Source organism: Streptomyces sp. NPDC059816, assembly GCF_042732055.1.
Taxonomy (GTDB): domain Bacteria; phylum Actinomycetota; class Actinomycetes; order Streptomycetales; family Streptomycetaceae; genus Streptomyces.
The window spans coordinates 71,324-94,150 of sequence record NZ_JBHWIQ010000006.1; the positions used below are offsets into that span (position 1 = coordinate 71,324).

Annotated in this window: 20 protein-coding genes; 10 read left to right on the forward strand and 10 right to left on the reverse strand. The window is 72.5% G+C overall.

The annotated features are described in order from the left end of the window. The first annotated feature begins 445 nt into the window (after positions 1–445). The gene (locus ACFV88_RS10245; protein ID WP_385488687.1) at positions 446–1,801 is read left to right on the forward strand and encodes a helix-turn-helix domain-containing protein; all 1,356 of its coding nucleotides are present in this window, start codon (positions 446–448) and stop codon (positions 1,799–1,801) included. A 71-nt stretch (positions 1,802–1,872) separates the two neighbouring features. Here the strand turns inward: ACFV88_RS10245 and ACFV88_RS10250 are convergent, their stop codons facing one another. The 5 genes from ACFV88_RS10250 to ACFV88_RS10270 form a co-directional block, all read right to left on the reverse strand. Continuing rightward, on the reverse strand, positions 1,873–3,264 hold the full coding sequence (locus ACFV88_RS10250) for a cytochrome P450 (protein ID WP_385488202.1): 1,392 nt from the start codon (positions 3,262–3,264) through the stop codon (positions 1,873–1,875). Between the two features lie 70 nt (positions 3,265–3,334). Then, a complete protein-coding gene (locus tag ACFV88_RS10255) occupies positions 3,335–3,925 on the reverse strand; it encodes an ATP/GTP-binding protein (RefSeq protein WP_385488205.1) in 591 nt (196 codons plus the stop codon). Then, entirely contained in the window at positions 3,900–4,274 is a 375-nt protein-coding gene (locus ACFV88_RS10260; RefSeq protein ID WP_385488208.1) for a DUF742 domain-containing protein, read from the reverse strand. The genes ACFV88_RS10255 and ACFV88_RS10260 overlap by 26 nt, the downstream gene beginning before the upstream one ends. After that, positions 4,271–4,675, reverse strand: a complete 405-nt coding sequence (locus ACFV88_RS10265; protein WP_385488211.1) for a roadblock/LC7 domain-containing protein — start codon at positions 4,673–4,675, stop codon at positions 4,271–4,273. Before ACFV88_RS10265 ends, ACFV88_RS10260 begins: the two co-directional genes overlap by 4 nt. Next, positions 4,672–5,916, reverse strand: a complete 1,245-nt coding sequence (locus ACFV88_RS10270; RefSeq protein WP_385488214.1) for an ATP-binding protein — start codon at positions 5,914–5,916, stop codon at positions 4,672–4,674. The genes ACFV88_RS10265 and ACFV88_RS10270 overlap by 4 nt, the downstream gene beginning before the upstream one ends. A gap of 1,206 nt (positions 5,917–7,122) precedes the next feature. Between ACFV88_RS10270 and ACFV88_RS10275 the strand changes: the two genes are divergently transcribed. The 5 genes from ACFV88_RS10275 to ACFV88_RS10295 all read left to right on the forward strand — a co-directional run bounded on the left by ACFV88_RS10275 (position 7,123) and on the right by ACFV88_RS10295 (position 11,874). Beyond that, positions 7,123–7,416 (forward strand): hypothetical protein, encoded by a 294-nt coding sequence (locus tag ACFV88_RS10275; protein WP_385488217.1) that lies wholly within the window; start codon positions 7,123–7,125, stop codon positions 7,414–7,416. Beyond that, complete coding sequence (locus tag ACFV88_RS10280; protein ID WP_385488219.1) at positions 7,416–9,092, forward strand: heavy metal translocating P-type ATPase; 1,677 nt, start codon at positions 7,416–7,418, stop codon at positions 9,090–9,092. Before ACFV88_RS10275 ends, ACFV88_RS10280 begins: the two co-directional genes overlap by 1 nt. 414 nt (positions 9,093–9,506) lie before the next feature. After that, entirely contained in the window at positions 9,507–10,142 is a 636-nt protein-coding gene (locus tag ACFV88_RS10285) for a metal ABC transporter ATP-binding protein (protein WP_385488222.1), read from the forward strand. Next, positions 10,139–11,101: a metal ABC transporter permease gene (locus ACFV88_RS10290; protein ID WP_385488225.1), complete on the forward strand. Its 963-nt coding sequence runs from the start codon at positions 10,139–10,141 to the stop codon at positions 11,099–11,101. Before ACFV88_RS10285 ends, ACFV88_RS10290 begins: the two co-directional genes overlap by 4 nt. Continuing rightward, positions 11,098–11,874: an ABC transporter substrate-binding protein gene (locus ACFV88_RS10295; protein ID WP_385488689.1), complete on the forward strand. Its 777-nt coding sequence runs from the start codon at positions 11,098–11,100 to the stop codon at positions 11,872–11,874. The genes ACFV88_RS10290 and ACFV88_RS10295 overlap by 4 nt, the downstream gene beginning before the upstream one ends. 76 nt (positions 11,875–11,950) lie before the next feature. Here ACFV88_RS10295 and ACFV88_RS10300 read toward each other — a convergent pair whose 3' ends face one another. Both ACFV88_RS10300 and ACFV88_RS10305 read right to left on the reverse strand, forming a co-directional pair. Then, entirely contained in the window at positions 11,951–13,651 is a 1,701-nt protein-coding gene (locus tag ACFV88_RS10300) for a class I adenylate-forming enzyme family protein (protein WP_385488227.1), read from the reverse strand. Then, complete coding sequence (locus ACFV88_RS10305; RefSeq protein WP_385488230.1) at positions 13,648–15,423, reverse strand: CoA transferase; 1,776 nt, start codon at positions 15,421–15,423, stop codon at positions 13,648–13,650. The genes ACFV88_RS10300 and ACFV88_RS10305 overlap by 4 nt, the downstream gene beginning before the upstream one ends. A 194-nt stretch (positions 15,424–15,617) precedes the next feature. Here ACFV88_RS10305 and ACFV88_RS10310 point away from each other — a divergent pair, with 194 nt between their 5' ends. The 3 genes from ACFV88_RS10310 to ACFV88_RS10320 all read left to right on the forward strand — a co-directional run bounded on the left by ACFV88_RS10310 (position 15,618) and on the right by ACFV88_RS10320 (position 18,775). Then, positions 15,618–16,850, forward strand: a complete 1,233-nt coding sequence (locus tag ACFV88_RS10310) for an acyl-CoA dehydrogenase family protein (protein ID WP_385488233.1) — start codon at positions 15,618–15,620, stop codon at positions 16,848–16,850. A gap of 115 nt (positions 16,851–16,965) precedes the next feature. Continuing rightward, a complete protein-coding gene (locus ACFV88_RS10315; protein ID WP_385488236.1) occupies positions 16,966–17,535 on the forward strand; it encodes a TetR/AcrR family transcriptional regulator in 570 nt (189 codons plus the stop codon). 58 nt (positions 17,536–17,593) lie between these two features. Then, positions 17,594–18,775: an SGNH/GDSL hydrolase family protein gene (locus ACFV88_RS10320; RefSeq protein ID WP_385488239.1), complete on the forward strand. Its 1,182-nt coding sequence runs from the start codon at positions 17,594–17,596 to the stop codon at positions 18,773–18,775. Positions 18,776–19,196: 421 nt separating this feature from the next. Here the strand turns inward: ACFV88_RS10320 and ACFV88_RS10325 are convergent, their stop codons facing one another. Together ACFV88_RS10325 and ACFV88_RS10330 are read right to left on the reverse strand one after the other, a co-directional pair. After that, on the reverse strand, positions 19,197–19,994 hold the full coding sequence (locus tag ACFV88_RS10325; RefSeq protein WP_385488242.1) for an alpha/beta fold hydrolase: 798 nt from the start codon (positions 19,992–19,994) through the stop codon (positions 19,197–19,199). A 42-nt stretch (positions 19,995–20,036) separates the two neighbouring features. Further along, positions 20,037–20,531, reverse strand: coding sequence for a hypothetical protein (locus ACFV88_RS10330; RefSeq protein WP_385488245.1), 495 nt, complete (start codon positions 20,529–20,531; stop codon positions 20,037–20,039). Positions 20,532–20,599: 68 nt separating this feature from the next. Here ACFV88_RS10330 and ACFV88_RS10335 point away from each other — a divergent pair, with 68 nt between their 5' ends. Next, positions 20,600–21,217: a TetR/AcrR family transcriptional regulator gene (locus ACFV88_RS10335; protein ID WP_385488248.1), complete on the forward strand. Its 618-nt coding sequence runs from the start codon at positions 20,600–20,602 to the stop codon at positions 21,215–21,217. A 33-nt stretch (positions 21,218–21,250) separates the two neighbouring features. Here the strand turns inward: ACFV88_RS10335 and ACFV88_RS10340 are convergent, their stop codons facing one another. Next, a complete protein-coding gene (locus ACFV88_RS10340) occupies positions 21,251–22,702 on the reverse strand; it encodes an amidase (protein ID WP_385488251.1) in 1,452 nt (483 codons plus the stop codon). Between the last annotated feature and the right edge of the window lie 125 nt (positions 22,703–22,827).

Consider the following 22,827-nt stretch of genomic DNA (forward strand, 5'->3'; position numbering starts at 1 on the left):
TCTCCGGGGGCGGGTGCGGGTGGGGCGGGGGGGGGGGGGGGGGGGGGGGGGGCGGGGGGGCGCCCCGGGGTGGGGGCCCCCCCCCACCCGCTCCGGACCAGGTGGGGCCGGGGCGGAGCCGGGTCGGGCGATGAGTGCGGCACCCGCAGGGGTCCAGGAGCCGCAAGGGTGGTTAAGTGCTTTGTTAACCGCCCTTGACTCGCGGATTAACTTAGAATTGCCGGGCGCCCGGCGCAAGATCTCCGGGGCGGCGAAATTCAGGGGCGACCCGGGGCGGCGGTGCCGGACCGGACGATCAGCGCGGCGGAGGGGGTCCCCGGTGACGGAGCGGCAGAGCAGTGGACGGCCCCGGCTCACCCGGGCCGGGCGGGACTCCGGGGTCACCGGGCCGGTCGACTCCCCCGGTGCGCCGGATGTCGAACCGGACGGCTCCTCGGCGCGGGCCATCGGCCGGCGGGTCCACCGGCTGCGGGCGGACCGCGGTCTGACCCAACGCCAGTTGGCGGAGCCGGCGTACACCGCGGCGTACGTCTCCACCCTGGAGGCCGGGCGGGTCCGTCCTTCCGAGAAGGCGTTGCGACACCTCGCGGCGCGGCTCGGCACCAGCTACGAGGAGTTGGCCACCGGGCGGCCCGCCCACCTCGCCACCGGACTGCGACTGCGGCTCACGGAGGCACAGCGCGTCCTCGCCACCGAGGACCCCTCCGATGCGAGCGCGCTCTACACCGCGCTCGCCGAGGAGGCCGCACGGCACGGCTGTGAGCCCGAGCGGGCCAACGCACTGGTGGGTCTCGGTCAGTGCGCTCTGGAGACCGGTGAACTCGACGCCGCACGCCAGCACTTCGAGGCGGCCGAGCGGCTGCTCGGCGCGCTCGGTGAGCCCCTGACCAAGCGGGTACCGGCCGTTCGGGGTCGCGCCATCGCCCATCTCCTGGCCGGGGAACTGCGCTACGCCTGCTACTTGTTGGAGAACGCCCTCGACGAACTCAACGCCTCCGGGCTGCACGACCCCGATGCGCTGGTGCTGCTGTACACCGCGGCCATCGGCCCGTACATGGACCTCGGCGCCCATGCACGGGCCGCGCAGGCGGCTGAGTTGGCGCTCGCCCTCGCGCCCCGGGTGTCCGATCCGGCCCTGATCGCCCGGATGCACCGGGGAGTGGCCCGTACCCTGATCGCCGAAGGCCGCTCGGACGAGGCGGACGCGTCCCTCGCCAAGGCCGCCGCGTACTACCAGCAGCTCCAGATCCAGGGTGAACTCGCACTGTGCCACTGGATGCGCGGATACGTGCACGCCCAGCGCGCGGACACGGACGCCCCGGACGAGGGCGACGCCGGTGACCTCGCACGGGCCGAGGCCGAACTGCGCACCGCACGGGACATGTTGGCGGCCCGGCGCGCCCGGCTGTACACCCACCAGGTGGGCGTGGAGTTGGCGGGGGTGCTGCACCGACGCGGCAAGGACGACGAAGCCGAGGCGTTGCTGCGGGAGTTGCTCGGCGGGCTCAGCCCCGGGCGGGGCTCGGTCCACGCGGCCGGTGCGCACCGGTTGCTCGGGCTCATGGCGCAGCGGCGGGGCGACACCGAGGCCGCCGAGGAGCACTACGTACGGGCACTGGCGCTGTTGGAGCACGCGGGTGCGGCGGGTGATCTCGCGGACCTGTGCCGGCTCCTCGGGGACCTGCTGCGGCGGTCCGGACGGACGGAGGCGGCGCTCGACGCGTACCGGACCGGGCTCGGGCACCGTTCCGCCCCCGGCACCACGACCCTCGGACCACCGCCGGCGACACCACCGATGTAGGTCCTCCCCTTCGGGAGCAGGCGGGTCGCCGGGCGGGCCGTTGCGCGTCGTTCTCGGCTCGGCCCTCGGCGCTACATCCGGAACACGTCGAGGAAGGAGCTCCACCACCCCTTCTGCTTGCGGGTGCCCTCCTCCTGGTGCGGGGTGTGGGTCGCGGGTGCCCCCGGGGGAGCGGGGGCGACGGGGGCCGCAGGCTGTGCCTGCGGGACGCGGCGGGCTGGGGCGGGGCTGAAGAGCACGGGCAGGGACGCCATGGCCCGGTGGAAGGGCCCCGGCCGCCACTCCAGCTTCTCCTCGGGGATGGCCAACGCCAGGTCGGGAAGGGCGTTGAGGAGCCGCTCGATCGCGGTGAGCGCGATGATCCGGGCCGGTGACTTCGCCGGGCAGGAGTGCGGTCCGGCACCCCAGGCCAAGTGAGCGCCCTTGCTGAGGGTGAGCCGCGCGTCCGTCAACGAGGGGTCGGTGTTGGCGGCGGCGAAGCTGATGACCACCGGGTCGTTGGCGGTGAGGGTGATGTCACCGAGGGCGATGTCCTGCACCGGGAAGTGCGTCGCGTAGTTGGCGATGGGCGAGTTGTTCCACAGGACGTGGTCGAGGGCGTCCTCGACCAGGAGTCCGGCGCCCCGGCCGCTCGTGGAGCGGGCCTCGGGGGACAGCAGCAGGAGCAACGCGTTCGCGATGAGGTTGCGCTCCGGCTCGACACCGCCGCCGATCAGGGTGACGAGTTGGTCCTTCAGTTCCTCGTCGGTCAGGCCCGCCGGGTGCTGGACCAACCACGAGGTGATGTCCTCACCGGGCTGACGGCGCTTGAGGGCCACCAACTCCAGCAGGCAGGCGGTCATGTCCTCGTTGGCGCGGACGGCGTCCTGTCCGTCGAAGAGGTCCGCCAGGTCCCGCATCAGCCGGTCGCCGAGGTCACCGGGGCAGCCGAACAACTGGTTGAACAGCAGCAGGGGCAAGACTTTGGCGTAGTCGTTCAGGAGGTCCGCGGTCCCGCGTTCACTGAACCGGTCGATGAGGTAGTCGGCTATCCGCTCCACGTCCCGGCCTAGCCGGGTGAGGTTCAGTTTGGCGAGGCTGTCGGTGACGGCCTTGCGCAGCCTCAGGTGCTCGGAGCCGTCCGAGAAGAGGCAGTTGGGGCGGTAGTACATCATCGGCAGGACGGGGCTGTCCATCGGGACGCGCCCCTCGTTCAGCGCCCGCCAGCGACGGGAGTCGCGGACGAACAGGGCCGGGTTCTGGAGCACGCGCAGGGCGGCCTCGTGCTGGATGACCAGGGTGGCTTCCACTCCGGGGGCCAACTCGACCGGTGCCACGGGTCCCTGGGTCCGCATGTGGTCATAGAACCGCGCGGGGTCGGCGGCGAAGTCCGCGCCGTACAGCGGGGTCGGCTGCTGCGGCTGCTGGTGCATAGGGCACCCGGGGGGAGGTGAGAGCGGGGTGGACCCCGTCTGTGCATCCATGCGTTGGTCCTCGGGGTGATCCCGGGGCCGCGGGGGCCCCGGGAGGTGGATGACTGAAGTGCGTGGGGGGTCAGTTCGCTCGCGCGAGCAGGTGTTGGACGAGCGTGATCAGTGCCTGGGCCGACGACTTCTGGTCCCGCGCGTCGCAGAAGACGACCGGCGTGTGCGGCAGCAGATCGAGCGCTTCGCGCAGCTCCTCCTCGGCATGCCGGTTGTCCTGCTCGAAGCTGTTGACCGCGATGGCGTATTCGAGGCCGTACTTCTCGATCAGGTCGATGACCGGAAACGACTCGTGCAACCGCGACGGGTCGACCAGGAGCAGCGCACCCAGCGCGCCCCGGGCCATGTCCTCCCACAGCTGCATGAAGCGTTGCTGACCGGGCGTACCGAAGAGGTACAGCACCAGTTCCTCGCTCAGGGTGAGCCGCCCGAAGTCCAGGGCGACGGTGGTGGTCTCCTTGCCGGTGACCCCCCGCAGGTCGTCGACGTGCGCCGACGCCTGCGTCATCTTCTCCTCGGTGCGCAGCGGGGTGATCTCCGACAACGTGCCGATGAACGTCGTCTTGCCCACGGCGAAGTGGCCGACGACGAGGATCTTCGCGGCCGTGACGACCGCTTCCGGCACGTAGACGCTCTCAGCCGAACCGGCGTTGAAGTCCATGCAACACCTCTTCGAGGATCTTCCGGTCGACGAGCTTGGCGGCGGGTGGCGCCGCCCGGCGGAGCAGGTGGCCCTGGTCCGCGAGGTCGGTCAACAGCAGCCGGACCACCCCGACGGGCAGCCCGAGGCGGCCGGCGACCTCGGCGACCGACAGGTAGCCGCCGGTGCACAGGCTCCAGATGGCGCTCACCTCAGGGCTGGGCCGCGTGGGTGGCGTCCGGTCCTGGGCGATGGTCACCAGGGTGACCAGGGACAGCTCGTCCGCATCGGGCAGGTCGCGCCCGCCCGTGATCACGTACGAACGGATGAACCCGCTGGTGACCGACTGTTCCTCGCCGGGCGCGGTCATATGTCGCTGCCGGCGTTCTGGCGCGGCGGCGAGGTCATCGCCTTGCCGAGCGCTCCGACCTGCTGCTGCATCCGGAACGACATGGCCTCCATGTCCACGTCCGCCGAGGTCGCGGCGGCGAGGTAGGCGCCGCTGCCCGCGGCGATCAGGAAGATCCAGCCGTCCTCGTACTCCAGCAGGGTCTGGCGCCAACGGCCGGTGGTCCCGGTACCAATGAACGGCGCGACGGCCCGGCTCAACGACTGCATCGAGCTCATTGCGGCGGCGACGGTCTCCGCGTCGTCCCGTCCGATCGCGCTGGAGTGTTCCAGCAGGAGGCCGTCGGCCGAGACGAGGATCGCGTGTCGTGCCCCGCGCACCTGGAGCACGTCATTGAGCACCCACGACAGATCGGGGTTCACTGGTGGTCAGGTCCTTCCGTGGTGGTCGTCGTGTCGCGTCCGGACTGCGTACCGCGCTGGAACGCACCCAGCAGGGAGGCCGTCTCCTCCTGGCTCCTGGGCACCTCGGCGGTCTCCGTGGGCTCCGGTACCACCGCGACGGAACGCTGGCGGCGGCGCTTGGGCAGACCACCGGCGGTGGTGCCGCGCACCGTGGGCACCGCTTCGGAGCCGGGTAGCGCGGCGAAGAGCGGGGTGGGCTGCGCGGACCGGCCCTCGGTGCCGGCCCGGCGCTGCCGGATGACGGGAACGCTGTCCCTCAGACCGTGGTCGGCGTCCACCGCGGGGGACGGCACGTCGCTGGTGAGGAGTTCGTCGGGGAGAAGGATCACCGCGCGGACACCTCCGTAGGGGGACACCGAGTCGACGGAGACCTTGAACCCGTAGCGGGAGGCGAGCATGCCGGAGACCGCGAACCCGAACTGGGGCGGGTTGCCGAGGCCGGAGATGTGGATGGGCTCCCGGGGGGAGAGGAGGGCGGACGCCCGGTCCTTCTCCTCCTGCCCCATGCCGAGGCCGGCGTCGTCGACGATGAGGCACACGCCCTTGGGCACCGCTTGGATGTTGATCTCGACGGGGGCGCCCGGGGCGGAGTAGTTGGTGGCGTTGGCGAGCAGTTCGGCGAGGACGACGGCCACCGGCTCGACGACCTTGCTGACCAGGGAGAAGTTCGCCTGGGCGTGGATCTGCACTCGGTCGAACTGGCGTATTCGCCCCTGCGCGCTGCGGGCCACGTCGTAGACGGAAGCGACCGTCTCGCGGCGTCCCAGCCAGCCTCCGCAGAGCACGGCGATGCCCTGGGCGCGGCGCCCGAACTGGCTGTTGGTGTGGTCGATCGCCATCAGGTCGGCGAGCATCCCGGGGTCGTCGCCGTACTTCTTCTGAACCTTGTCGATGACGATCTGCTGTTCGTCGGCGAGCCCCTGGAGGGTGCGCATCGCCGCCTTCAGTACCGCCTTGGTCTCCTCCTCCGCGTCCTTGCGGACCTCCGCGAGTTCGCTGATGTGCTGGTTGCGCAGGCCGCTGTGCGCCGCGCCGAGTTCGTTGCGCTGCTGGAGCAACGCCTCGTTCTCGGCAACGAGGTTCGCGTTGCGTCTGCGCAGACCGATGTTGGTTTGCCGTGCGCGTACCACCCCGCCGAAGGCGGCCAGTACCACGGCGACCAGGACCCAGAAGAACGGGTCCTGCACAAATGACGTCATGAGACTCTCTTCGAGTGGCATCCCGGGGGAAGCGGTCGCTGTCTCCTCCGCCCGGGGCACCCCCGCAGCCCATGGGGCCGCGGGCCGTGCCGTCCAGGCCGGAGAACGTTCCTCCGGGACGGGGCCCGTTCGGCTGACTTTCCCCCTGGCGCTCCAACGCGCCGTCAGCCCACTATGAAGATCACACACTGTACCAGCGGGGCACATCCCACACGCAAGTGTCCGCGGCCCCTGCAAGGCACACCCCGCACCGGGACAGTCGCGGCATTACCGGGCACTCCCCCACCTATTCATGTATATGGCATGCAGTCCGGTCCGGGGGGTGCGGGGAGGTGGACCACCCACCCCCGGGGGGCCACCCCGGAACCCGGTGACAGCAGGGCCGAACGGACCGTCAGGGAGCCCACCTCGCCTTTTCCCATGAGGACATGACACAGCGCCAGCGCGACGGGCGTGCGAACCAGTCGTGTCGACACGGTGTCGATTCCGGGAGTTCGGCGACACGTCCACCACTGGATGAACACCGTGCGAAGGGATCGTGACGGCCCCTCGCGCACACCGGCCCGTTCCGGCCACCCCGGGCCCGCTCCGTTCGCCCCCGCACACCCGCGCGGACGGGCGGGCACCCCGACCGCCGCATCCGGACGCGAGCCGACCGGAACGGAGCGGACGATTCCACCGCCCCGTCAGCTCCGCGGCCGGAAGGAGTTCCGGACGTGGACGCACGCCCCTCGGGGCAGGCCAGCGGGCATCGAAGCCGACCACCCGCGAAGGAACGGAACCGGAGCCCCGGAGTCCCCCGCCACCCCGCCACTCCCCGTCCGGACACTCCGGCACCACTCTGGTACAGACCAATCGCTTCGGGATTGCTCGCGCCAAGTCGACCTGAAAGGGACGGAGTTTCCGAGCGCCCTGCGGGCACCATCACCGGGCGCGCAGAGGGCGACGGGGACCCGCGCCCCATCTCCAGGTGGTCGCAGCGACGGGCCCGCGGGTTCCCGGGCCGGCCGGCGACAATCGTCACGCCCGGGAAAGGGCGACGCCGGGCGGCATCCGGTCCCCGGCCGTGCCAGCATGTGCGGGCGGTCCGTGCGCACGGCGCACCGGCCCCGCTCCCCTCTCCCCCGCACGCCCCTTTCTCACCCCCCACATGTCCCTGTCACCGCACCGTGCTGACCCGTGTGCGGTCCCGTCCCTGGAGTGGCGATGGCCGACCCCCGTTCCTCGGAGGGCCCCCGCAGTTGGGTGCCCCCCCGGAAGCTCCTCGCGTTCCTGATGCTGCTCGGCGCGGTGTTCACCGCCTCGTACGCCGTCGGATCCGTGGTGGGCCCCGTCGCTCCCTGGGTCCACTCCGACGACTCCGGCACGCACGGGGAAGAGCCGGCCGGCTCCGGCGGGGTCGAAACCGGTCCGGGCGGCGGTGACCCCTACGGCGAGGAGCCCACCCCGACCGGAGGCGGCTCCGACCCGTACGGCGACCCCCACTCCGGCGGGCACTGATGGCGACGGGTACCACCGCCCCGGCGCCGGGCACCACCGTCCTGATCGTCGGCGGCATGACCTGCGCCGCGTGCGTGGGCCGGGTGGAGAAGCGCCTCGCGAAGCTGGACGGGGTCAGCGCCACGGTGAACCTGGCCACCGGGCGGGCGCGGATCTCCCATCCCCCGGAGGTCACGCCCGCCGATCTGATGGCCGCCGTCGCACGCCTGGGGTACACCGCCGAGTTGCCCCGCGACCGGTCCGGCCCGGCCGGCTCGGGTCGGCCGGACCCGGCGGAGGTCGAGCAGCAACGGCTGTTGGTCACGGTGTGGTTGTCGGTGCCGGTCCTGCTCATGACGATGCTGCCCGTCCTCCAGTTCCGGAACTGGCAGTGGCTGTGCTTCGTGCTCGCCGCACCCGTGGCCGTCTGGGGAGCCGCGCCGTTCCACCTGGCCGCGGTGCGCGCGCCGCGACGGTCGGTGGCCGCGTTGGACGCCCTGGTGTCGCTGGCCGTGGTCGCCTCCTTCGGCTGGTCGGCGTACGCACTGTTCCTGGGCGGTGCCGGACGGCCGGACACCCGGGTGCCGTTCGCCCTCGCACCCCCCGAGGACGGGCGCACCGCGGCGCTGTACCTCGCGGTGACCGTGGGGGTGCCGCTGGCCGCACTGTCCGGACGGCTCCTGGAGGAGCGGGCCCGGGGCGGCGCCGCCCAGCCGCCCCGCGGGGACGCAGCGGACTCCGTACCGCGGCTGGCGGAACGGGTGGCCCGGGCCTTGGTGCCCGTGGTGCTGGCGCTGGCGACGGGCACGCTGGGCTTCTGGCTCGGGAGCGGAGCGGACGCCGAGGAGGCGATCGCCGCGGCGGTGGCGGTGTTGGCGGTGGGCTGCCCGTCCGCGCTGGCCCTGGCGGGGCCGGTGGCGCTGTTGGCGGCGACCGACCGGGCGGCGCGCCTGGAGGTCGTGTTGCGGGACCCGGTCGACCTGGAGTCACTGCGGGACGTGGACACGGTCGTCCTGGACGGGAGCGGGGTGCTCGTCGACGAGCCGGCCCCGGCCGCGGGGGGCGCCGGGACGTCGGTGCGGACGGGGAGCTTCCGGGCGGTCGACCGGTTGCGGCGCCTCGGCATGGAGCCGGTGCTGGTCACCGGGGAGGACGCGGAGGTGGCGCGCAGGACGGCCGCGGACCTCGGCGTCACGACGGTGCACTCCGGGTGTTCCGCCGCGGACAGGGCCGAACTGGTGCGAGGGCTCCGGTCCGAGGGGCGTCGGGTCGCCTTCGTCGGTGACCCGAGGCGGGACGCGGACGCGCTGCGGGCCGCGGACCTGGGCATCGCCCTGGGCGACACCGGGACCTCGAACGGGGCTCCGAACGGGACCTCGAACGGAGCTTCGCCCAGGGCTTCCACCAGGGCGGACGGCCCGGCCCACGTCACGCTGCCCGGCGGCGGGATCGAGACGGTGCCGGACGCGGTGCGGCTCGTGCGGGACGCGCACGCCGCGATCCAGACCAATCTGGTCTGGGCGTTCGGTCATACGGTCGTCACGGTGCCGGCGGCGGCGTTGGGGCTGCTCCATCCGGTGGTCGCCACGGCTGCGATGGCGGTCAGCACGCTGCTGGTGGTGGGCAACGGAATGCGGCTGCGGGCCGCTTCCCCCCTGTCGCACGGCACCCGGAGCCGGCGCCCGCTGACTCGCTGACCCACTGACCGGGCCCGGCCTGGCGCCGCGGTCCCGTTCCGCCCCGCCCGCCTCGGAATCGTCCGACGCAGGGCGCTCGTCGGTGTGCGCGGACGGCCGGGGTCTGGTGCACCGCGGCGCCGAAGGGCACGTCAAGGGGCCCGTTGACGAGGTCGCTCTCGGATCGAGGGTGATCACATTCCGTAGTGCTCCCCCGGGCGCGACGAGCATCCGGAGGTCGTGTTCAGGCCCCGGCGCACCCTCCGGACGGCCGGGCGGGGGCGACCGTGACCGGACGGCGCACGGGCCGTTGGACGATCACCGAAGACATTTTTCGCCGGTTGGCGGGAACTTCCCTCCCCGGCGATCCGACTACTGCGGGTGAGTGTGGCGAAGTCCTCCCCACCCCGGGTGGGGAACGTGAAAGGGCAGAGGATGGGCGGACTTGATGTGCGCATGCAAAAAGTGACATGCCGTCACGGCCGCGTCGAGGCGGTGACGGGCGTCGATCTGGAGATCGCGGCAGGTGAACGCGTGGCACTGACCGGCACCAACGGTTCGGGGAAGACGACCCTGTTGCGGGCCGTCCTCGGCCTGCACCGCCAGGTGAGCGGAACGGTCCTGGTCGGCGGGCGGAGCACCCAGAGCGCGGCCGACTGGAGTTGGCGTCGACGCACCTGCGCCTGGATTCCGCAGAAGCCCGCCGCCGGCCGCTTCCCCCTGCTCGGCGAGGAACTCCTCGCCAGCAGCGAAGCCCCCGACGACGCCGCGGACGGCGCCCGACGGCTCGGTGTCGGCGCACTCGTCGGGCGCCCCCTGCACACCCTGTCGGGCGGCCAGTTGCAGCGGATGTACCTGGCCCGGGCCATCGGATGCGTGGCCGCCGGTGCCCAGGTGCTGCTGGCCGACGAACCCACCGCCGCCCTCGACTTCGACGGCCAGGAAGAGGCCGCGGACGTCCTCACCTCGCTGCCCGTGACGCTGGTCGTGGTGACCCACGACCGGACCCTGGCCGCGCGCTGCGACCGGGTGTTGGAGATGGCGGCCGGACAGCTGCGGGAGGTCCGGTGAACCTCGCCGCCGACGTGGGCGCCCTGCTCCAACTGGTCCCCGTGCAACGGGCCGGGTTCGCGCTGCTGTTGGCGTCCGTCGGGCTGCCGGTGATCGGTGTGATCATCGTGGGCCTCGACATCATGCCAGTGCGGTTCGCGATGATGCACGTCGCACTGCTCGGCATCGCCGTCGGGCTGATGACCGGACTCGACCCCATGGTGTGCGCCCTGGTGGCCTGCGCCCTGTCGGGTGCGGCGGTGACCCCGCTGGCCCGCACGCCGAGCGGACTGTCCGGTGCGATGGGCCTGTTGATGAGCCTGGCGATCGCGGCGGCCCTGCTGCTGCTCGCCGTCTCCGGTGTCAACGCCTCGGGCGCCTTCAGTCTGCTCTGGGGTTCCATCCTGTCCGTGGGCACGATCGACCTGGTCGTCCTCGGCTCGCTCGCCGTGGTGGTGCCCGCACTGTTCTGGTGGCGCCGCAGGGACCTGGCGCTACTGCTCCACGACCGTGAACTCGCCCAGTGCTCGGGGGTTGCGGTGGGGTCCCTGACCCTGGTCCTGCTGGTCCTGGTGGCGGTGTCGGTCGCCGGCGCGATCACCCTCACCGGCGCCCTGCTGGTCGACGCCCTCACCCTGCTGCCCGCACTCGCCGCGCACCGGCTGGGCAAGTCCCTGAAGTCGATCGTGCTGTGGGCGATGGCGATCGGCGTCACCGTCAACGTGACGGGGTTCCTCCTGGCCCTCTGGCTGGACTGGCCTCCCGGCCCGGTCCTCGTCCTGACCGCGGGGGCCGTCGTCCTCGCCGTCCAACTCCTACCCGAACGGAGCAGCCGCTCATGGCGCTCACCCGAGTCCGTATCCCCGCAGGCCCCGCAGGCCCCGACGCCCTCGCAGCCCGAGACGTCGGTTCTGCCGCTGCCGGGCGCCCCGAACGCGTCGGCGGTTCCGTCCGTTCCGGCAGGGCCTTCCGCGTCCTGAGCCCCCTCCTCGCACTCAGCGCCGTCCTCGCCCTGGTCACCGGCTGCGGCGAGGACTCCGAGACTGACGGGAGCGGTGGAGGCGGTGGGGGCGGCGCGAAGGTGGTGGCGACCACCACCTGGGAGGGTGCCTTCGCCAAGGCGGCCGGCGCCGAAGACGTCAAGGTGCTGGTGCCCCATTCGGTGGGCCACGCGCCCGACTACGACCCCAAGCCCTCGGACCTGACGACGGTCGCATCGGCGGACTTCGTGCTGTACGCGGCCTTCGAACCGTATGCGGAGAAGATCAAGGAGGCCGCGGGGTCCAAGGCCAAGCTCATCGAGGTGGGGCTCGACAACGACGCGGCCAAGGTGCGGGCCGAGGTCGAGCGGTTGGCCGGGCTGTTCGGTACCGAGAGCGCGGGCGCCACCTGGAACGAGGAGTTCGACACCGAGTACGCGCGGCTCGGCAAGGACCTCAAGGCCGGTTGGCCGGGCGGGAAGCGGCCGACCGTGGTCAGCCAGGTGTTCACCACCTGGGCGGCGAAGATGGCCGGCGCCGACACGGTCGGCACGTACGGGCCCGAGGCGGTCTCCCCGAAGCAGCTCGCCGACCTGTCGGCGAAGAAGCCCGATCTGGTGCTCGGCAACGCCCACATGTCCAGCGGTGAGGTGCTGCCCGGCTCGGGTGCGCGTCAGGTGGACATCGCCAACTACCCGGACGGGGACCTCGACCTGTTGAAGGTGTACCGGGACGCGGCGGCCGACTGGAAGAAGGCCGTGGACGCCTCCTGAGCCGCAACGGCCGCACCCGGCCGCGCGCGTCTGCGCGGCCGGGTGCGGCGGAGTGGAAGGCGGCGAGCCGTCCGGGTCAGCCGGCGCGGACCAGGGGCGAGCTCGAACGGACCGCCGAGGCGCCGATGCTGGCGCGCTCGCGCAAGGTCGCCCGGTCGGGTTTGCCTGCCGGGGTCAGCGGCAGCTCCTCGACGACGAGCAGCCGCTCGGGGAACTTGCGCTTGTCGACGTTCAACCGGGCCAGGTGGTCGGTGAGGGAGTCGAGGGTGGGGTGCTGGCCCGGGCGGGGCACCACGCACACCGCGAGGCGCTCGCCCATCAGCGGATCGGGCACGCCCACGCACACCACGTCGCGCACCTGCGGGTGGGAGTGCAGTTCGCGTTCGACCTCGGCAGGGCTGATGTTGGCGCCGCCCCGGATGACGACGTCCTTCAGCCGTCCGACGACGTGCAGCACGCCCTGTTCGTCCAGGAAGCCGAGGTCACCGGTGCGCACCCAGCCGTCGGCGGTGCGGTAGCGGGCGTTCAGCTCCGGTGACCCCACGTAGCACAGCGGGGTCATCGGCCCACGGGCGACGATCTCCCCGGTCGAGCCGTCGGGCAGCGGCTCGTGGGTGTCGGGGTCCGTGACGTGGATGTCGGCGACCCGGGGGTCGGGGCGCCCGGCGACCACGCCGGAGGCGTTGGTGGGCGGGGTGCGCTGCGCCAGACCGGTGTGGCAGTTGACGCCGTCCGCGGAGCCGTAGAGGTTGACGACCGCGCAGCCGAACGCCTCGGCCGCCGCGGCGGCGGTCGGCTCGTCGAGCGGGGCGCCGCCGAGGATGAGCGCCGTCGGCGCGGGCAGCGGCTCGCCGTCCGTCGCGTCGGCGCCGGCCGTCTCGCCCTCCAGGCGGTCGAGCATCATCCGGACGATGGTGGGGACGCCGAGCACGTGCGTCGGCCGGTGCTCCCGGATCGCCGCGAGGGCGGCTTCGGGGGTGAAGTGGTCCATCAGCACCAGGGTGCCGCCGTGGCGGGCCAGGGTGACGGCGGTGCCGTTGGAGCCGAAGGCGGAGGCCAGTGGCACCAGGAACAGGCAACGCGGCGGGGTGTCACCGGGGATGAGCGAGGCGAGGAAGTTGCCGCGCCCGCCCGCGAGGGCGTTGGCCGAGTAGGCGATCATCTTGGGCTCGGCCTCGGAACCGGACGAGACCAGGATGCGGGCCGCGCTGTCGGGGTCGGGCCGGTACGGGACGAATCCGGTGGCGTCGAACCGGGTCAGCTGCGACAGGGGGATCGTCCCCTCGGGGGCGGTGCCCGTTCCCGCGGCGATGACGTGGCGCAGGGCGGGGAGTTCGGCGGCGAGGGCGTGCAGGTCCGCGGCGTGCTGGGCGCCCCGGTGCTCGGTGGCCGCGATGACGGCCACGGCCTGCGCGCGCCGCAACAGGGACTCCGCCTCACGGCTGCCACGGCCCACCGGGAAGGGCAGGGCCACCGCGCCGAGGGCGGCGAGCGCCAGGTCGGCGATGACCGCGGTGCGGTGGTTGGGCAGCTGGACGCCGACCACGTCGCCCGGGCCTATGCCCAGGTCTCTGAGGCCGGCGGCCAGACATCGCACCTTGCGGTCGAGTGCGGTGTAACAGAACTTTCCCTTGCCGTCGATGACGGCGGTGCGGTGCGGGTCGGCGATCATCCGGGCCCGGAAGAGGCTGTACAGATCGAGGTCGGGTGTCGTCCCGTCGGTCGCCCAGGACCGGCGGAGTTCGGCGGGCAGCAGATCGTGCATTTCGATGCTCATGCGAAGCTCCAGGGTTCGGGAACGGTGGGGGCGCCGTGCGCGTCTCGGCCGATCGAGCCGGGGAAGCGGGGGTCGTCGCGCAGGTCGGCGAGGTCAGTGGTGACCCGCGCGGCGGTCAGACCCTGCGCGCGCAGCCGGTTCAGGGCGTCGTCCGTGGTGAGCCCGGTCAGGTCGTGCCCGGCCGCGGCGGCTGCGCTGTCGTCGCTCGGGGCGACCCAGCCGTCCGCGGTGGGCAGGGGGCGGCGGAAGCCCTCCGGCTGCCGGGGGTCGCCGCCTTCGGCCGCCCGGCGCAGGGCGGGGGCGGTCAGGGTGTCGGCCGCACCGAGGAGGGAGGAGTCCACGCGCACGCCCCGACCGGTGCGCTCGCGCATCAGCAGGCCGGCGAGGACCGCTTCGGTGCCCTGGAGGCCGCCGAGCACGTCGAGCAGGGTCATCAGGCTGGGAGCTGGAGCCTCGCCCTCGGGACGTACCGCCTCGCCGACCCCGGTCCGGGCCTGGACCATGAAGTCGGTGCCCATCGGCGGGTCGTCGACACGGTCCGCCCACCCACCGGTGTACGCGTACACGAGCGCGGGGTTGGCCCGGCTCAGGTCGTCTGAGTCCAGGCCGAGTTGGGCCGCCTTGCCGGGGGCCCAGTTGTGCAGGAAGACGTCCGCCCGGGACGCCAGGTCCCGCAGCCGCAGCCGGTCGGCCGGGTCCTTGATGTCGATCTCGACGGCCTGCTTGCCCCGGTTGAGGGCGAGCCAGCGGGCGGAGATCCCGGAGCAAGCCGGGGGCATGCCGCGCAGCGGGTCGCCGCCCGGGGGTTCGATCCGGATGACCTCGGCGCCCAGGAGGCCCAACAGGTGTGCGGTGAGCGGGGCTTGTATCCTGCGGCCCGCCTCCAGCACGGTGATCCCGGCCAACGGTCGCTCGGGAGTGGGGCTCCCGGTGTCACGGGGGCCGCCCGCCGCGAGCGGGGTGAGCTTCCACGGGTCGGCTCCGTCGTGTTCCGCGGCCCGTTCCTTGAGCGTGCGCAGCCGACAGACGTCCGCTCCGGCGAGGGCGGCGGCCCTGCGTATCCCGTCGAAGCCGTGGGCCCGGGTGGTGGCGTGCAGGGCCTGCGGGAAGGGCGCGCAGGCGGTGGCGTAGCGGAACTGGAAGGGCCGCCAGCCCGCACGGATCGCGTCACCGGGGGCTTCGAGCGCCCGCCAGAAGGCGGCCCAGGCACCGGGGTCCAGGGTTTCCAGCTCGAAGAGGACACCGTCTTCGGAGGTGAACGGCGGTCCGCCCGGGGAGAGTTCGGTGGCTTCCTCCTCCTCCACGTCGGCTGCTGCGAGGTACTGGGAGACGGTGAGCAGGCCGGCCCGGTCGGCGCAGGTGGTGACCCGGTCGGCCGTGCCGCCCCGGACCTGGCCGAGCATCGTGGCGAGGAGCCCTTGGACGGTGAGGACGCCGGTCACCGTGGCCAGCCAGTCGACGGCCAGTCCGCGCGGGGTCCCATCGCGACGGCCGTGCACGGCCATCACTCCGGTGGCCGCCTGGACGGTGGCCTCGTCGACGAGTCCGCTGTCGGGCGCGGCCCACAGCGCGCGGGCGAGGACCGGGGCGAAGCCGTCACCCGACAGCACCACCCGGCCGCTCGCCGTGTCCCACGGCCCGGAGGGGTCGGCGTGGGCGCCGAGGCGACGCAGGTGGTCGGCGACGACGTCCATGATCTGCGGCGGCCCCGAGGTGTCGAAGCGGAGCGCGTCGAGTGGCTTGCCCACCCTCGTGGTGACGCGTGAGGCCATGTCTCTCCTCTCCGGGCGCGGCGACGGCCGTGCCCGAGGTCGTGTCGATCGCGGGGAACTCGGCGGGGCTCGCGCCCGACCCGTTCCACGGAGAGACAGTCGGACAGACGTTCCCCAAGGTTCCCGGCAGGTAGAGGAAAGACATGGCGAGTCAAGACCGTACAAGCGTCAATTACCCGCATTCCCCCCGTGATGTGACCCACGTGCGGGAGGAGATCGACCGGTTCGTCCGCATGCAGGTGATCCCCCAGGAACCCGTACTGGACACGGGCGGGCCCGCCGCCACGGCCGCGTTGGCGCAATTGCGCCAGGCGGCCCGGGAGTCGGGACTGTGGGCGTTGCCCCTGCCGGAGGAACTCGGCGGCGGCGGGCTGGCGTTCGGCCGGTACGCGCAGTGGGCGGAGGCGGAGGGTGCCAGCGACCACGGCCCGGCCGCTCTGGGCTCCGCCACCCTGCTGGACGTGCGCATGCTGACCCGACACGGGGCACCCGCCCTCCGGGACCGCTATCTGAAACGACTGGTGGCCGGGGAACTGCGCAGTGCGTACGCGATGACGGAGCCGGAGGTCCCGGGAACCGACCCGTTCGGCACCGGTACGCGTGCGGAGCAGCAGGGGGACGGGAGTTGGCGGGTCACCGGCCGCAAGTGGTTCGTCACCGGGGTCCAGCACGCGGACCTGGTCACCGTCCTCGCCCGCACCGACGGGGCACCGGGCGACCGCGACGGCCTCTCCCTGCTCCTGGTGCCCACCACCGCCCCGGGTTTCCGGAAGGTCCGGGAGCTGACCGTGCTCGGCGCGGCGGGGCAGGGGGAGATCGCCCTCGACGGGGTCACCGTGCCCGCCGACCATGTGATCGGGGCGCCGGGGCAGGCCCTCGCCATTGCGGGGGAACGGCTCCAACTCGGGCGCACCCTGCGATGTTTGAGGTGGCTGGGCCAAGCTCAGCGAGCCTTCGACCTGATGTGCGAGCGGGCCGTCACCCGGACCGGGTCACGGGGTCCGCATGCCGGGCACCAACTCGTCCAGCAGCACGTGTTCGACGCACTGCTCGCCCTGCGCACGACCCGTCCCCTGGTACACGAGGCGGTGGCGCTGATCGACGCCGGGCGGGACGCCCGCACCGAGGTCGGACTCGCCAAGGTGGCGGCGGCCCGGATGCTCCAGCAGGTGACGGACGCCGCCATCCAGGTGCACGGCGCCGCGGGGCTGGGGCCGGACAGTGCGCTGCCCGCACTGCTGCGCACCGGGCGGGCCGCCCGCATCCTGGACGGCCCGGACGAACTGCACATCACCTCGGTGGCCCGTCGCGTACTGCGCGACTACGCGCCCGCAACGGCCGCCGTCGAGGCCGGGGCCGCAGCCGGGGCCAGGGCCGAGACGAGGGCCGAGACCGCGGGCACCGTCGGAGTCGCGGAAGCCGTCTGAGACAAGGCCACTCGACAGGCCGTCCGCTGGCTTGACCCGCCTCTTGGCGATAGGCTCATTTGCCTACACCTTTTAGGCAAATGCATAACAGTAATCGCCAAATGGGAGGACGGTAATGGTTCGAGCAGGGGTCACCCTGGAACGACTGACGCGCGCGGGGGCGGAACTGGCCGACGAGGTCGGCTTCGACCAGGTGACGGTCTCCGCGCTCGCCCGCCAGTTCGACGTCAAGGTGGCGAGTCTGTACTCACACCTGAAGAACTCCCAGGACCTCAAGACCCGGATCGCCCTGTTCGCACTCGAAGAACTCGCCGACCGGGTCGCCGCCGCCCTGGCCGGCCGGGCCGGCAAGGACGCGCTCGCCGCGTTCGCGGACGCCTACCGCGGCTACGCCGCGGAGCACCCCGGCCGTTACGCCGCCGCCCGTCTCAGGCTCGACCCCGAGACGGCGGCGGCCAGTGCCGGTGTGCGGCACGCGCAGATGACACGGGCGATCCTGCGGGGCTACGACCTGGCGGAAGAGGACGAGACCCACGCGGTACGGATGCTGGGCAGCGTCTTCCACGGCTACATCAGCCTGGAGGCCAGTGGCAGCTTCAGCCACACCGACGTCGACCCGCAGCAGTCCTGGACCTGGATCGTGGACTCCCTCGACACCCTGCTGCGCGGCCGGGCCGCGTGCTGAGCCGCCGCTGCTCCCCGCCCCTCACCCGACCCTGCGATCGAACGGGCTGACCGAGTCAATGGACCACGAGCACGACCTGATCACCACCCCCGTCACCGCGGACCTGCTGCGCGGCGCCCTCGACGTGGAGCGCACGGTGCACGGACTGTTGCCGCACCGACTGCCCGCTGCGGCCCGCCGGCAGATCCCCGACGAACAACTGGCCGTCGCCGAGGCCCAACCGTCCGGCGTGCGGCTGGTGTTCCGCACCCGGGCCACCACCGTCGAGCTGGACGCCCTCCCCACCAAACGCGCCTACCGCGGGCTCCCGACGCCCGCGGACGGCGTGTACGACCTCCTGGTCGACGGTCGCCCCGCGGGTCGGGCCACGGTGCCCGGTGGCCGGGTCCGCACGGTCGACCCGGCCACCGGGTCCGTCGAACTGGCCGAGGGGCCACCCGGCACCGCCCGGTTCGTCGGACTGACCCCGGGCACCAAGGACATCGAGGTCTGGCTCCCCCACAACGAGGTCACCGAGCTGATCGCGCTGCGCACCGACGCCCCCGTCGAACCGGCCCCGGCCGGTGGGCGCCGGGTGTGGCTGCACCACGGCAGCTCCATCAGCCACGGATCGAGCGCCACCCGTCCGACCGCCATCTGGCCGGCCCTGGCCGCCGCCCGGGGCGGCGTGGAACTCGTCAACCTGGGTTTCAGCGGCAGTGCGCTGCTCGACCCCTTCACCGCCCGCGCGATGCGGGACGCGCCCGCGGACCTGATCAGCGTCAAGATCGGCATCAACCTCGTCAACACGGACGCGATGCGCCTGCGCGCCTTCACTCCGGCCGTCCACGGCTTCCTGGACACCCTGCGCGAAGGGCACCCGACCACGCCCCTGTTGGTCGTCTCCGCCGTCCTGTGCCCGATCCACGAGGACACGCCCGGGCCGCTGGTGTACGACTTCGGGGCCGACGGCGCGGTGCGGTTCCGGGCTTCGGGTGACCCGGCCGAACGCGCTGCGGGGCGGTTGACGCTCGGTGTCATCCGTGAGGTGCTTGCTCGGGTCGTCGCGGAGCGGGGTGCTGAGGATCCTCACCTGTACTACCTCGACGGTCGGGACCTCTACGGTGAGGCGGACCACGTCGAGTTGCCGTTGCCCGACCGGCTGCATCCGGATGCGGCGGGGCACGAGCGCATTGCCGCGAACTTTGCGCGGCTCGTCTTCGGTTCCGGCGGCGCGTTCGCTCTTCCTGCGGGTCCGTAGCGGGTTGCCCGCGGTGTCCCTGCGGGTGCGCTGTGGTTGCTCGCGCAGTTCCCCGCGCCCCTGTCGGTGCGTCCTGGGCGAGCGTGCGCTGCTCCTGTGCGGGTGCGTCGTGGTTGCTCGCGCGGTTCCCCGCGCCCCCTGGGTACGCCCGGGTGGGCGGGCGGCGTCTTGTGGGGGTACGCCCTGGCGGGCGGGCGGATGTGCGACGGCGAGGCGTGCCCCCTCAGGGGCGCGGGGAACTGCGCGAGACCACAGCGCACCCGCACAGGAGCAGCGCACGCCGACTGGGGCGCACCGACAGGGGCGCGGGGAACTGCGCGACAGCGGGACGCACCTGTGCGTGGCAGCGCACCCGGGCGCAAGCGCACCGTAGGGGCGCGGGGAACTGCGCGGGCAACCGACGCGCACCCGCACGGAGTGATCATTCGCGGTCGCGCAGGAACGTGGGGATCTGCTCGCGGGTCGGGTGGTCCGGCAGGGGCGCCGGCTCGTCCTGGAGGAACGCAGTGATGACAGCGGCGGCCCGGTCGTTGTTGTCGTCCAGGCCGTTCCAGATGCGGTGCCCGACTCGGGGCATGTACTGAGTGCGCTGGACGGCGGGAGCCTCGGCGAGGACCGCGGTCGCCCACTGACGGACCTGGGAGGAGCACTCGGCGATCATCAGCATCGCCGGGACCCGGGAGCGCCGCAGCCCCGGGGCGACCGACGGCGAGTCCCTGATCGTCTGCTGGACGCGGAGGCTGGCCGCGGGGCTGAAGGAGAAGTTCCGTGCGGTGTCCTCGGCGGGGATGCGGTGCGCGTCGCGTGCGCAGTAGGCGGACGCGGTGTCGCTGCCGAGGTCCGCGGCGGTGAAGGCGTTGTCACCTTCGGCCTGTCCGATCAGCCCGGTGTCGGGGGTGAGGAGACCGAGTCGCATGAAGCCGAACGCCACGGCGTAGCGGGGAACGCGTGTCGATCGCGGTCCGGAGACAGCGGGCGCCAGGTCACGTGCGGAGGTACGGCCCTTGTGCCCGTTGATGCGCGCGGTGGGACCGTCCATGGGACCGGGCTCGGCGATGATCGCCCGGTGCAGGCGTGCGGCCACCCGCGGGTCGGCCAGGGCCCGGGTGAGCACGGCCCCGCCCGCGGAGAATCCGAGGACGTCCACCTTGCCCTCGTCCAGCCGGTCGGCGAAGGCGGCGAGGTCGCGGACGGACCGGGAGATCGTGTACTGCCCCATGGGGAGCAACTCGCTTCGTCCGCCGCCGGCCTGCTCGTAGGCCTAGACGTCGTAGCCCTGGCGCGCCAGGAGTTGGAGGAACCGGTGGTCGATGACCGAGATGCCGCGGACCGGTCCGCCGCCCACGTACACCAGCGGGACGGGCTGCCGGGCGCCGGCGTTCGCGGGCGGGTAGTGGTACACCGCCACCCGGCTGCCGGTGGCCAGGTCCCAGTGCTGTGTGGTGACGAAGGGCAGGGCGGGCGGGTACCGCCGGGTCGTCGACACGGTCGGGACGCAGACGGATGCCGTCAACGCCGCAGCGACCAGCACCGGCAGGAACGGCACCAGCCGCGCCGGCCAAGCGCGGTGCCACCCCCGCCACACGGCGAGGGCGGACCCCGATCCGAGGGTCGTCAGCCATGCGGCGAGCCCCGAGCCCGCTCCGTCCGTGAGGGCGATCAGCGCGAGGAAGACGACGACGAGCGCCGTGACGGCGACCAGGGCCAGCAGTAAGCGTCCGGCGAAGCGGACCGGACGCATGGCGGACGTGGGCATGGTGAACCTCCGACAGTTTCAGAACGCCGTTTCAAAACGACGTTACCAAAGACGGTAGGCTGCTGGTCATGGGGAGGCCCAGAACGAACGACGAGGCTGTCGGGGAGCGACTCGTGGCGTGCGCGACCGAGTTGCTCGCCACCCGTCCGCGGGAATCGGTGACGGTCCGCGCCGTGGCCGCTGCTGCGGAGGCGTCGACGACGGCGGTGTACTCGTTGTTCGGCGGCAAGGACGGACTGATCGGCGCGGTGCGCGACCGGGCCGTCGCCGGCCTGTTCCAGGACCTGGCGACGGTGCGCCCCTCCGCGGACCCCCTCGCCGACCTCTACGCACTGGCCGTCGCCTACCGTCGTTGGGGGCGCGGGAACAGCCACCTGTACACGGTGCTGTTCGGCGGCGTGCAGTCCTTCGACCCGTCGGGAGCGGTCGGTGCCGCGGACCCGATCCGTCCGCTCCTCACGGCGATCGACCGCGCCGTGACCGCCTCCGTCCTCGCCGGCGAAACGACGTCGATCGCGGTGTCGATCTGGGGGACCCTGCACGGGCTCGTGACCCTCGAACTGGCCGGGGCCCTCGACGCCGTCACGGCCGAGACCGCCTTCCGCTCGACGGTTCACGCCACGTTGCGCGGGTGGACGACCCCGGAGGTGTTCCGCGCCCTCCGCCGAGCCGAGCCCGCTCCCTGACCGGACCAGGTCCCTGGAGGACGGGTGGAGGCCCTACTGGGGTGGCTGGAAGCCGCCCATCCGCTGTTCCAGCAGTTCGGCCAGCCGCAGCGGGGTGCGGTCCTCGAACATCGGACCGATGAGCTGCACCCCCACCGGCAGGCCCTCGGGGGACCGGCCCGCGGGCACGGCGGTGGCGGGCAGGCCGGGCATGGTGGCCACACCGGCCCAGGCGAGCTGGTCGAAGTACGGGTGCTCCACACCGTCGATGTCGATCCGGCGTTCCCTCGGATCGGGGTCGTGGTCGTGCGGGAACGCGGGCGTGGGCGTGACGGGACACACCACGGCGTCGAACTCGGCGAAGAACTGCCGCCAGCCGTGGCGGTGGAGCTCGCGACGGTAGTTCGCCTCGATCCAGTCGCGATGGCTGAAGACCATGGCGCGCAGCCGCGTCGCGTCGAGACTCCGGTCGTCCGCATCCAGTCCGGCGGCGCGGGTCTGCAACTGCTCGTACGCTTCGACGGGAAAGCGGGCGACGGAGCTGGAGAACAGCAACTGCGTGTAGATCAACGCGGCTTCGGTCAGATCGGGCAACAGCGCACTGTGCCGTTCGACGCGGGCGCCGCCGTCGGCGAGCGCGTCGGCCACCCGGTTCACACCCGCCCGCACCGCGGACCCCGTCGGAAGCAGCGGATGTTCGTCGAGGACCAGGACCCGGTAGTCGCGGAGCCGTTCGTGGCGCGCGGGCGGCAGCGTCACGTCGTACGCCACACCGAACGTCAACGGGTCCGGTCCCGCCATGACGTCGAGCAGGAGCATGAGGTCGCGGGCACTGCGCGCCATCGGACCGACGACGACCAGGTCGGGTTCGGTCGGCAAGGGCGGTGCCGGCGGCACGGTCATGCCACGGGTCGCCGCCAGTCCGAGTGTCGGCTTGTGCCCGAAGACGCCGCAGAAATGCGCGGGGGTGCGCAGCGAACCGGCGAGGTCGGAACCGATGGACAGCGCACCGAATCCGGATGCCAGGGCCGCCGCTGATCCGCCGGAGGATCCGCCCGACGTGCGTTCGTGATCCCAGGGATTGTTGGTGGTGCCGTGGATCTCGTTGAAGCTCTGGATGTCTTGCAGCCCGAAGGGCACATTGGTCTTGCCGAGCACCACCGCGCCTGCGGCCTTGAGCCTCGACACCTGTACCGCGTCCTCGGCCGGCCGGTAGTTCCGGTGCAACGGCATGCCCCAACTCGTGGGCAGTCCGGCGATGTTGTAAGCCTCCTTGACCGTCACCGGAATGCCGAGCAGCGGCCGGTCCTCACCGCGGGCGCGCGCCTGGTCAGCAGCGCGGGCGGCGGCTCGTGCGCGGTCGAAGTCCGGCACGCAGATCGCATTGATCGCCCCGTCCTCCCGCTCGATACGGGCGATCGTCTCCTCGGTCAGTTCCGCCGACGTCACTTCACCGGCGCGCAGGGCAGCGGCAAGCCTTTCGGCCGTCTGAAATCTCCAGTCCATGAAAGGGACCGTATAGACCCATCGAGCAGGCCATAAAACACCATTCCACGCAACGGGAGAGGGGCCCCGAAAGCGCACGATGAGTGCACCGAATGGGCGCGGGGAACGGCGCGGGCAACCACCGC

Excerpts from the sequence above, each read along its gene's own strand:
- ACFV88_RS10250 (WP_385488202.1), bottom strand. The coding sequence starts at position 3,264 with ATGGATGCACAGACGGGGTCCACCCCGCTCTCACCTCCCCCCGGGTGC.
- ACFV88_RS10255 (WP_385488205.1), bottom strand. The coding sequence starts at position 3,925 with ATGGACTTCAACGCCGGTTCGGCTGAGAGCGTCTACGTGCCGGAAGCG.
- ACFV88_RS10260 (WP_385488208.1), bottom strand. The coding sequence starts at position 4,274 with ATGACCGCGCCCGGCGAGGAACAGTCGGTCACCAGCGGGTTCATCCGT.
- ACFV88_RS10270 (WP_385488214.1), bottom strand. The coding sequence starts at position 5,916 with ATGACGTCATTTGTGCAGGACCCGTTCTTCTGGGTCCTGGTCGCCGTG.
- ACFV88_RS10275 (WP_385488217.1), top strand. The coding sequence starts at position 7,123 with ATGGCCGACCCCCGTTCCTCGGAGGGCCCCCGCAGTTGGGTGCCCCCC.
- ACFV88_RS10280 (WP_385488219.1), top strand. The coding sequence starts at position 7,416 with ATGGCGACGGGTACCACCGCCCCGGCGCCGGGCACCACCGTCCTGATC.
- ACFV88_RS10285 (WP_385488222.1), top strand. The coding sequence starts at position 9,507 with ATGGGCGGACTTGATGTGCGCATGCAAAAAGTGACATGCCGTCACGGC.
- ACFV88_RS10300 (WP_385488227.1), bottom strand. The coding sequence starts at position 13,651 with ATGAGCATCGAAATGCACGATCTGCTGCCCGCCGAACTCCGCCGGTCC.
- ACFV88_RS10305 (WP_385488230.1), bottom strand. The coding sequence starts at position 15,423 with ATGGCCTCACGCGTCACCACGAGGGTGGGCAAGCCACTCGACGCGCTC.
- ACFV88_RS10315 (WP_385488236.1), top strand. The coding sequence starts at position 16,966 with ATGGTTCGAGCAGGGGTCACCCTGGAACGACTGACGCGCGCGGGGGCG.
- ACFV88_RS10320 (WP_385488239.1), top strand. The coding sequence starts at position 17,594 with ATGGACCACGAGCACGACCTGATCACCACCCCCGTCACCGCGGACCTG.
- ACFV88_RS10325 (WP_385488242.1), bottom strand. The coding sequence starts at position 19,994 with ATGGGGCAGTACACGATCTCCCGGTCCGTCCGCGACCTCGCCGCCTTC.
- ACFV88_RS10330 (WP_385488245.1), bottom strand. The coding sequence starts at position 20,531 with ATGCCCACGTCCGCCATGCGTCCGGTCCGCTTCGCCGGACGCTTACTG.
- ACFV88_RS10335 (WP_385488248.1), top strand. The coding sequence starts at position 20,600 with ATGGGGAGGCCCAGAACGAACGACGAGGCTGTCGGGGAGCGACTCGTG.
- ACFV88_RS10340 (WP_385488251.1), bottom strand. The coding sequence starts at position 22,702 with ATGGACTGGAGATTTCAGACGGCCGAAAGGCTTGCCGCTGCCCTGCGC.